At 46.9% G+C, this 10,282-nt stretch carries 7 protein-coding genes and 1 tRNA gene; 2 read left to right on the top strand and 6 right to left on the bottom strand.

All coding sequences use genetic code 11. The features are described 5' to 3' along the window. Positions 1-143 precede the first annotated feature (143 nt). Positions 144-917 (top strand): DUF5067 domain-containing protein, encoded by a 774-nt coding sequence (locus HMPREF2909_RS03055; protein WP_071415180.1) that lies wholly within the window; start codon positions 144-146, stop codon positions 915-917. Positions 918-1,797: 880 nt separating this feature from the next. On the opposite strand, the gene HMPREF2909_RS03050 is transcribed toward HMPREF2909_RS03055, so the two are convergent. Further along, positions 1,798-1,874: transfer RNA gene (locus tag HMPREF2909_RS03050), tRNA-Ile, on the bottom strand. Between the two features lie 228 nt (positions 1,875-2,102). Beyond that, positions 2,103-3,767, bottom strand: coding sequence for a peptide ABC transporter substrate-binding protein (locus HMPREF2909_RS03045; protein ID WP_071415179.1), 1,665 nt, complete (start codon positions 3,765-3,767; stop codon positions 2,103-2,105). Positions 3,768-4,199: 432 nt separating this feature from the next. Here HMPREF2909_RS03045 and ettA point away from each other — a divergent pair, with 432 nt between their 5' ends. Next, positions 4,200-5,879 carry an energy-dependent translational throttle protein EttA gene (ettA, locus tag HMPREF2909_RS03040; protein ID WP_049215604.1) on the top strand — a complete coding sequence of 560 codons (1,680 nt, stop codon included), beginning with the start codon at positions 4,200-4,202 and terminating at the stop codon, positions 5,877-5,879. Between the two features lie 59 nt (positions 5,880-5,938). Here ettA and HMPREF2909_RS03035 read toward each other — a convergent pair whose 3' ends face one another. The 4 genes from HMPREF2909_RS03035 to HMPREF2909_RS03020 form a co-directional block, all read right to left on the bottom strand. Further along, positions 5,939-7,165: an ATP-binding protein gene (locus tag HMPREF2909_RS03035; protein ID WP_071415178.1), complete on the bottom strand. Its 1,227-nt coding sequence runs from the start codon at positions 7,163-7,165 to the stop codon at positions 5,939-5,941. A 134-nt stretch (positions 7,166-7,299) separates the two neighbouring features. Then, on the bottom strand, positions 7,300-7,920 hold the full coding sequence (locus HMPREF2909_RS03030) for a LytR/AlgR family response regulator transcription factor (protein ID WP_071415177.1): 621 nt from the start codon (positions 7,918-7,920) through the stop codon (positions 7,300-7,302). 103 nt (positions 7,921-8,023) lie between these two features. Continuing rightward, entirely contained in the window at positions 8,024-9,412 is a 1,389-nt protein-coding gene (locus HMPREF2909_RS03025) for a sensor histidine kinase (RefSeq protein WP_071415176.1), read from the bottom strand. Then, on the bottom strand, positions 9,409-10,122 hold the full coding sequence (locus tag HMPREF2909_RS03020; protein WP_071415175.1) for a LytR/AlgR family response regulator transcription factor: 714 nt from the start codon (positions 10,120-10,122) through the stop codon (positions 9,409-9,411). Before HMPREF2909_RS03020 ends, HMPREF2909_RS03025 begins: the two co-directional genes overlap by 4 nt. Between the last annotated feature and the right edge of the window lie 160 nt (positions 10,123-10,282).

The raw sequence follows: 10,282 nt of genomic DNA, 5'->3' as shown, positions 1-10,282 counted from the left end.
CCCCCCCCCCCCAGATAGTGTTTTGGAGTAATTAGGGTCAAAGAAGCCGTGTAAGAATAAGATGGGGTTGATCAAAGACGACTTCTTCTTTTCGCGGTTATTTTGGCGCTAGTCAATATCTCACATGAGAAAAGAGAAGAAAAATGAGTGACACTTTACAAGAGGCACCTGTAGCGCCAGCTCCAGATCAGACACCAAAATCTACCAGTGCATTGGCTATTACTAGTTTGATTTTAGGCGTTATCGCGCTTGTCCTTTCCTTTATCCCTATCATTAACAATTTCGCATTTGTTCTTGCCATCATTGGTGTTATTTTTGGCGTTATTGGCTTAGTAGCAACTGGCAAGAAAGGTAAGAAGAAGGGTCGCGGCCTCGCCATCGCTGGCGTTGTAACCACGGTTCTTGCTATGGTGATTACTTTTGCTATGCAGAGCGCTTTCTCAAAAGCAATTGATGACGCAACGAAGGAAGTAACTTCTTCAACTAGCACTAGTTCGAAGGCTGACAAGTCCGAAAAATCAGAAGCAAGCGCTGATGGATCCGTAAAAATTGATAACGGTAACTATACAGTCAAGATTCTCTCCGCTGCAAAATCTGGCGCCGATTATGAAGGAAAGCCAACTGTTCTCGTCACGTACGAAGTTACAAACAACAAGGACGAAAACTCTAACTTCATGGACATTAACGCAGCCGCTTTCCAGAACGGAAAATCTTTGGGGGCAGCCATCTATACGGAAAATCCAGAAGGTTATGATCCTAACAGCCTTATGGCAACTCTGCAGCCGGGCGCAACAAACACCGTTACTCAGGGATACGTTCTTAATGATGAAACAAGCGAAGTAACTGTTGAGATTAAGGGAACCTTGGATGTGGCTTCTGACGCAGCGGTTGCGAAGCAGAAATTCCCTCTTCAGTAAGACTGTCATAACACACTATTAATTAGAATAATTAGTCTCCTCACATTTTGGTGAGGAGACTAACACTTTTCCAACATCTGACTTGCCCGATTCTTGTTATCCCTCCTCAATTCTCTTTTGATGTTAGCGGGGGATCTTAAACGTCAGCTATTCTAATGTGGAAAAAATCATCGTTTTCCTCAGAATCTAAGGCCGTCCGGATTTTCGTTGTAACAAACACACGACCATTTACTCTACTCTTTAGATACTCGTAAACGTCTCCTTGATCAGGGAACCGATAAGCAACATCTCCGTCGTATAACAATGAAATCTTTTCTCTACCCAAAACCTCAGTCGCTTGCACTTCGCATACGCGAAAAACTCAAAATCATGTTTTTTAAAAAACGACCGCGTGCCGAATTCTTAAAAATGTTAACGATTATTCCTCCTGGCTTACATAACCTTTCTTGCGCAAAATCGTATCGCACAAATTTGCCATCTAAATAATCCTGCACATCGTTCTCAATTTCATTTTGAATTTCAGCTGCAGTTAGTCTAAATCAAAATAATGGATTACCCCAAAAAGGTTGGCCGCAAAAACGAACAGCATGCGAAGTATCATGCATATTCCAGATTGTTCCGGTTAGTTGTGAAACCATTTGCTTCGTTTCATAATCACTCTGTCCTAAGAACCTATCTCCAAATTCGAGTAACCGGAGAGGCTCGATATCGTATGTGTAAACAGGCTTGCGATAACGTCCAACGAGTATATAATCACGGCCATTAGAATGAGGCTTAAGAACATCAGAAATCTCGCGGTAAAATTTAATACTTCGTCTTCGGTATTCTTCTCCGCCGCGCCTCATTGCCATCAAAATTCGCCATCCATACAAGAAAAATTTGGTAGGGCCACAGGGACTTGAACCCTGGACACAACGATTATGAGTCGCTTGCTCTAACCGACTGAGCTATGGCCCCATCCTTGCAACTGTTTATCGCGAGCAGAGGGTCAAAGCCATGCGCGCGCAGTCACGTGTTTTAGTGTAGCGAGAGCGCTCGAAAAATCAAAACGTTTCGCCACGCGCCACAAAACAGCACCACAAAACAGCACCACGCGCATACACCAGCAACTTCCGAACCGCGCACCCCCCCCCGCACGAACTAAAGCAAGCGACTCAACTTCTACTGCACTACGGCTTCTACGCCCTACTCCGCCTTCTCCAGCTCATAATAAGAAGGCAATCCCATGTAGTTGAATTTCACGGTCTTCATCTTTTGAGCTGCTCCAGCCGACACATTGTCATACCATAGCGGAATCACAGGCAGATCCTTCAAAAGCAGCCCCTCAGACTTCTGATACGTTGCAATTGCATCGTCCAAATTCGTTTGAGCAGCGGCAGTATCCATAAACTGATCAAATTCAGCAGACTTGTAATCACCATTATTCAAGCCCTTACCATCAGCCGAAGCCGAATCATAAGCCTGGAAAAGGTACCCTTCCGGGTGAGGATAATCAGATTGCAATCCTGAGCGGAAAGCACCATGCGCCTCACGCTTATTCACCGCCGTAGCAAAATCCTTACTCGTGGCATAGGAGTCACCGCGCGCTTCAATACCCAAAGCATTGGAAATCGAGTTTGCCACAGCGTCAACCCATTCCTTGTAAGGACCGTCAGCATTGTATCCGATAGTAAAAGTGCCTTCCCAAGGCGAAATCTCATCAGCCTTCGCCCACAGTTCTTTCGCTTTCTTCGCGTTATACTTCAAAATCTCAGAGCCAGTCAAATCCTTAGAATATCCAGCGATAACAGGCGCCAAGAAATCGGTTGCAGGAGTTGCTGCGCCACTTAAAATTTTCTTCGTAACACTTGAACGGTCAATCGCATAAGAAATAGCCGCGCGACGCAAAGCGCCCTCTTCGCCACTAAAATGAGCTAAGTTCTGAGGAATGGTAATCGACTTAAAAGCAGACGAGCGATCAGAGAAAGTCTGAATACTGCGATCATTCTTATACTCACCCAGAGCAGATGTTGGAATGGAATCAAGAACGTCTAAATTACCGCCTTGCAAATCTGCGTAAGCGCTGTCGAGAGAATCGTAGACCACGAAATCAATACCCGCATTTTTAGGCTCGCGCACACCGGAATACTTCTTATTCACACGCAACTTAATATTCTCATTGATGTTCCATGCGTCCAATACATATGGACCGTTCGAAACAGTTGGGTTCTTACCGAAAGCGTGAATATCCTTATATGCCACAGATGGAATAGGCAAAAATGCCACGTCTCCTACTTTGTAAGAGAAAGAAGAGTCTGGAGCGTTCAGCGTAACTTGGAGAGTGCGATCATCAACTACCGACAAACCCGACAGCTGAGCATTTGGATCTACACCCTCAACCTGCAGCTCATCGTAACCCTTAATAGTTGCGAAAATAGAAGCACCCACCTGCGCGTTTGCAGCATTGGCAGCATAAGACCAAGCTCGCGCATAGGTTTGAGCAGTAATAGCTTCACCATTGGAGAACTGCAAGCCCTTCTTCAGCTTGATGGTATAGACAGACGCATCCTCGTTGGGAGTAATAGATTCCGCTTCGTCCAGAACTAGCTCACCTTTATTTGTGAAGGTTACCAGACCGTCGAAAAGCTGTGTAGCAATTTTCCAGCTGGCAGTATCAGATACATTTCCGGGGAGTAATTCACCAGTTGGTTCCACACTGTTAACAGTGATAATTGCGGAACTATCGACGCCTTTACTCTCGGTTTTTGTGTTACCTGTTGACGCGCATGCCGTTAAAGCAAAACTGACGAGAGCAGCAATACCAGCGATAGCAAGTTTTTTGAGTGCACTTTTGCGTGCGCTTACTTCCATTTTCTCTCCTGAAGATATATGAGATGATTATATTTTCTACCCTTAATCCTAAGGAATACACGCGTCCTACACCATGATTATGTCGGAAAATTGCCATCGGCATAATTTATAGCGCGCGTATGGGCGGGAAGTATTGAAATGATGAGAAATACGAGACGTGCAAGATGTAGAGGAACTCATTCCCCTCCACTTTTTAGACAATCTATTTGATTGTATATGATTGCATTTGTTTAACTCAGCTACAGATACCTTTAATAACTTTGTAATTTCGCTTGCTGATGCTTCCCTCCTGTCGCCCTTTTCTGAGAAAATATAAGAGATTATGTGCTTTTTTAGCTCTTACTTTCCTTGATTTTTCAAGGGGAATAAGGAGAGCACAGAGAAAGTACGCACTGTGATGGCATAACATAAACGATCAATGAATAGGACATAATGGCTGAGTTTATTTATCAGATGATTAACGCTCGCAAGGCTTACGGCGATCGCGTGATTCTGGATAACGTCACCTTGAACTTCTTGCCTGGCGCAAAGATTGGTGTGGTAGGACCTAACGGTATGGGTAAGTCCACACTGCTCAAGATTATGGCAGGCACCGAGAATCTTTCCAATGGTGAAGGCGGCATTACCCCTGGCTATACTGTGGGTATTTTGCAGCAGGAGCCACCTCTGGATGAAGATAAAACCGTTATTGAAAACGTACGTTTGGCATATGGCGATTTGTATGCAAAACTGAAGCGTTTTAACGATATTGGTATTGAAATGGCTGATCCAGACGCTGATTTCGACGCTTTGATGGCTGAGATGGGCGCTCTGCAGGAAGAGATTGACGCTAAGAACGCTTGGGATTTAGACAATCAGATTGAGCAGGCGATGGACGCTTTGCAGTGCCCTGACCCTGATTCGCCTGTAACTGTTCTGTCCGGTGGTGAGCGTCGCCGCGTTGCTTTGTGTAAGTTACTGCTCGAAGCTCCAGATTTGCTTCTGCTCGATGAGCCTACTAACCACTTGGACGCTGAGTCTATTTTGTGGCTGGAGCAGTTCCTCCACAACTATCAGGGTGCTGTTTTGGCTGTTACCCATGACCGCTACTTCCTCGATAATGTAGCTGAATGGATTTGCGAAGTTGATCGTGGTCAGCTCTTCCCTTACAAGGGAAATTACACCACGTACTTGGAAACTAAAGCTAAGCGTTTGGAAGTTCAGGGTCAGAAAGATGCTAAGCTTGCTAAGCGTTTGAAGAGCGAGTTGGAGTGGGTACGCACCTCTCCAAAGGGTCGTCAGGCGAAGAACAAGGCTCGTCTCGAACGTTACGACCAGATGGAGCAGGAAGCACGTAACTCTAAGAAGCTTGACTTCTCGGAGATTCAGATTCCACCAGGGCCTCGTTTAGGTTCTACTGTTTTGGAAGCAAACCACTTGCATAAGGCGTTTGGCGATCGTGTGCTTATTGATGATTTGAGCTTCACATTGCCTCGCAACGGCATTGTTGGCATTATTGGTCCTAACGGTGTGGGTAAGACCACACTGTTTAAGACGATTGTCGGCTTGGAAGAACTGACCAGCGGTGAGCTGAAGGTTGGCGAAACTGTGTCGATTTCTTATGTTGACCAGAACCGCGCCGGTTTGGATCCAAACAAGAACCTGTGGGAGGCTGTTTCTGATGGCCTCGACTATATCGAGGTGGGTGGCGTAGAGGTGCCAACGCGTGCATACGTGGCCAGCTTCGGTTTTAAGGGTTCTGACCAGCAAAAGCTCACCGGTGTTCTGTCTGGTGGTGAACGTAACCGTTTGAATTTGGCTTTGACTTTGAAGCAGGGCGGCAACTTGTTGCTTCTCGATGAGCCTACAAACGATTTGGATGTGGAAACTCTGGAAAGCTTGGAGAATGCTTTGGAATCATTCCCAGGTTGTGCAGTAGTTATTTCTCACGATCGTTGGTTCCTCGATCGCGTTGCTACCCACATTTTGGCATGGGAAGGCGATGATGATAATCCTGCCAAGTGGTTCTGGTTCGAAGGTAACTTCCAAGCTTATCAGGAGAATAAGGTGGCTCGTTTGGGTGAAGAAGCATCCAAGCCTCATCGCATTCATCGTAAACTGACGCGCGATTAATTTCGCGGTTTATGCATAAAAGAACGGCGTCTGGTGTTCATACATCAGGCGCCGTTGTTTTACTCTTGCGGCAACAAAATTGCCAGACTAAAAATATTGTCTTTCGTTGAGACGGTCATGCGCCCTTTGTATTCATTCACCACATAGCGAATCGATTTAAGACCGAAACCATGCTCGAATTTACCCCGCTTAGACGTTACTAATTCTCCAGATCCTACGAATTGGTTGGTTTGCCGGATTATCACCATACTGCCCTGGCGTTCAATATTCAGAGATATCGTCGTACTCAATCCTACTGAATTAATCTTTTCTACTGCTTCGATGGCATTGTCCATAATATTGCCCACGAGCGAGTAGATATCGGCATCTTCCATAAAATTCAAGGCGGAACCATCCACCAAACAATTCAGCGTTATATCTCGTTGAGCGCAATACAAGCTCTTATCGTTCAAGATGGCATCTACTGCAGTACTTCCCGTGTTAAAAAGCGCATCGTAGCTGTGCAGCGTTTCTTGAAGATTGGCCATCATGCGTGGAGAAGCGTGCATAAGAGCAGAATCATCTCCAGCCAGAAACTTCTTCATATCGTGCATTTTCATATTAATAACATCACGATATTCTTGACTCATCTCGTAGTGACGTTGCTGCCGGCGGTTCATTTCCTTCATAATTTCGACTTCATGAATAATCTGATTACGCGATGAAACAAGCAGTAAAACACTCAGCACCATCAGACTACAGATGAGATTGTATCCGTGCAGCAGAGCTACCAAAGATGATGTAAAAGCATTTCCGGAATGCAATGCTTTAGTATTGAAGACAACAAGATAGCCAATATTATTCGTAAAAATCACGAAGACGAAAACGCAGAAAATCGCCCCCAACCACCATTTACGATCTTTCAAAACATCATTATTAATCTCAACTTTGCGTGCGACGCTCCACCATGCAATCGCAGCACCAACACAGTACACACCAAAGATCCGCACCTGATGCCAAGGAATTCCACCATATCCGTAGGGGTAATCAAAATATATGAGACGCGGTATAAGCAGAACAACATCTGCCAGAATGTGTTCAAAGCTATAGCCTATAGCCACTGTTGCCAGAACCGTTAAAAACGGCGAATACGTAACCAGGTGAATAGAAAGAATAAGCAACACAAGTTGCACAATGAGTGGTGTACTCGTATACGCTAAACGGTCGTCTACGTACTCGAAAATAATAGGACCATTCAGAAAAAGACTCGATACTAAAACAACAGCAAAAAAGAGCCACCTCCACATGGAATCTCGAAAAGAACGCCACTGTAACGATCTTGAGAAAATGAGTATGCACCCCAACAGATACAACAGAAAAGTTGATGGTAGGGTCGGACTCACTAAAGGCCCCGGCCACAAAAAATCTAGAACAGTCCTCATCACAGCCCCGACTTCATAGCTAACAAAGCATCCAACACAGCAGCTTTCTTGCCACGGCTCATACTCACACGATTGACCTTATCCCCGCTTCCAATCAGCAGTTCTTTATCGGTAAAACCCGAAACATGCTGCAAATTCACGAGGCAGTAACGATGGCACTGCATAAAATGCACATCCTCCAACTGAGCGGCAAACTCCTTCAAGCTGCCCCACACAGTAAAAATACGCCCATCCTCTGTATGCACGTATACCAGGTGATCGCGCACTTCAATATAGGTAATCACGCGTGAGGAAATCCAAAACGTGCCCTCAGCAGAGGGAATCTTCACGTCCACAGCGTCCGCATTCAGTTCTACCTGAGCCAGCGCGCGCTTCATGGTCAGCGCAAAAGTCGCGTAATCAAAAGGCTTAATCAGGTATCCCACCGCGCTCACTTCGTAGCCTTTGGCATCCAGTTGCGCAACTTTCGTGGTAAAAATAATTGGTTTCGTGCCGTGTATCTCTATCCGAGAGCGGTACTGCTGCGCGGCAGTCATGCCATCCATACCCAAACCGTCTGCTCCTGGCATCTCGATGTCAAGAAAAATCATGTCGATCAAGCGAGCGCGGGCGTCAGTCAAGAAATCTTCTGCCGAGGTGTAGCGCGTAATCTCAAAGTGAAGACCTTCGTCGCCTGCGAGGTGAGCAGCGCGTCTGCGTCCGTATCTTCTACTAGCGCAATCTTTACCATGACTGGCCTCCCTTGCGAGGAATGGGCATAACAACGCGAATCTCGAAAACTTTCGCACGGTTATCCGCGCACACGTCCACGTTTCCCTCGTAATCGTTGGCTACGGCAGCGATCGACTTCATGCCGAAACCGTGAAAGCGCTTGTCTGTTTTGTTCGAGACGGGCAGATCCGTATCCTCAGAAATCTGCACATGCTCGGCAAAGAAATTCGAGGACTCGATAATCGCGTAACCGCCGCTAGCGCGCGCGGTCAGCTCGATCGCTCGGTTCGCAGGGTCAATCGCAGGGTTCTCTACCGCTTCTATAGCGTTATCGAGGATGTTTCCAAAAAGCGCCGAAATTTCTGATGGTTCGAGAAAGTCGAAAGCCGTGCCGTCTACCATGGCAGATAGCGCGATACCGTGCGCGGAACAATGTAGACTTTTTTCGGTAAGGACTGCGTCGATAAGATCGTTTCCGGTTTGATAAATCGAGTCGTACACGCGGATCGCGTTTTCGAGCTGATGCATGGATTCGGTTGACACGCCTTGCAATCCTTCGTGAGATCCGTCGAGGTTTTGGATTTGAGCGCGCACGCTGGCCAGACCTTTGCGCACGTCATGGAATTTCGCGTTGACCAGCTCCATATTTTCTCGGCTCATATTGTAATGCTTCATTTTTGACTCATTGAGCTGGCGCAGCAGATCGATGTCGTTAATGAGGCGATCTCGCGTTGACACCAAGAGTAAAACAGCCATACCGAGCAGAGTGCACAAAAAGTCGAGGATGCGGAAGGCAATATCGATTTGCCATGGCAGCACCACATACGACGGCTGCATAATCAGAACCATGTTAAATACAATTGCACAGACGAGCACGAAAACGCTGAGTGCTACCCAGCGCAGGGATTGTTTTACCGCTTCGATCTGCACATGGAAACGCTGTGCCAACCATTTGCCCGCGAAGGTGTACAGCACTGCGAGCACACACAAACGGAACGCCACATCCCACGGCGTTGGCATGGGAATAAACACCTGCACAGCAGAGGCAGCAGCAAAACCCAAATGCTGCAAACCGTAGCCCATAACGGTGTAGAGGAAAGCCTCAATAGCAGACACTTCGTAGAGTTCGCGCACAATCCCCGCGAGCAAACAGGCGTAGACCACGTAGAGCACGCAGCGCATAGGGAAAACAAGCGCATGCAGCGGCTGGTAGGCTAAAACCAAAGCGCCACCTAACAATGCCACAGCGAAATACGAGCCAACAATCGAAATAAATAACCCTGCCGCCAGCACTTTCGGACGCCACCCTATTTTAAGCAGTGAGCGCGAAGAGACGACTAAGACTGCCAGCAGTGTTTCTATGGGAAAGCTTAAGAACGAGTAGTCGATGGCAACGTTCATGCGGTCCTCGCATGGAATTCGAGAAGTTTATTCGAAATCTCTCGACGAGCAGAGCGCGACACGTGCAGTAAGGTATCGTGCACCATAATGTCGCCCGACACGGGATCGTACTTGTTCACATGTGCTAAATTCACCACATTGTAGCGGCTAATCAGCGCAAAATTCGAGTTCTCCACTTGCGCGAAAGCTGCTTTAAGGCTGTTCCATGAGGCAAGCACGCCGTGCGCCGTGTAGTGGTAGAGTTTATGCGATCGCACTTCCATATAGTAAATATCGGAGGTTTTTACATAGAGATTACCATCCGTGGTTTCGATAGCGATTTGCTCCACCACACGCGTAGAAACAATTCGCTCAATTTTTCGCCAAGCGAGCGCGAAACTTTCTGCAGAAATAGGCTTAACCAGGTAGCTGACCGCGTCCACTTCGTAGCCTGCTACCGCATACTGTGCCATGCGTGTGGTAAAGACGATAACCACGTCGAAATCGTAGGCACGGATAGCGCGAGCAGTTTCGAGACCATCGAGGCCAGGCATTTCGATGTCGAGGAAGATAACATCGAAGGTACCGCCGACGTCATCTGCCCCGTGTACGCTCACGAACTCCGTGCCCGAGTTAAAAGTAGTTATGCTCGCAGTGGCATCATGAGCTAACACCAGTGCCTTGGTGTCTTCTGCTTCTTGCATCACATCGTCGATGATGGCTATGCGCATATCCTCTCACCTCTATTCTCCACTTACTTTACACGAGGGGCTAGGTGAACCAAAGATAGAAACAGCCCATTCTTGCAATTCGCGAAATCCACAGAGCAAATCAAGGAAATCGCCTCTCCTCTGCCCGATCATCACGCGTACGATAAAGCTATCTCACTTC

Source organism: Alloscardovia sp. HMSC034E08 (assembly GCF_001813415.1).
Lineage (GTDB): Bacteria > Actinomycetota > Actinomycetes > Actinomycetales > Bifidobacteriaceae > Alloscardovia > Alloscardovia omnicolens.
The sequence above is the reverse complement of the archived record's forward strand: the minus strand, read 5'-3'. Positions and strand labels throughout refer to the sequence as shown.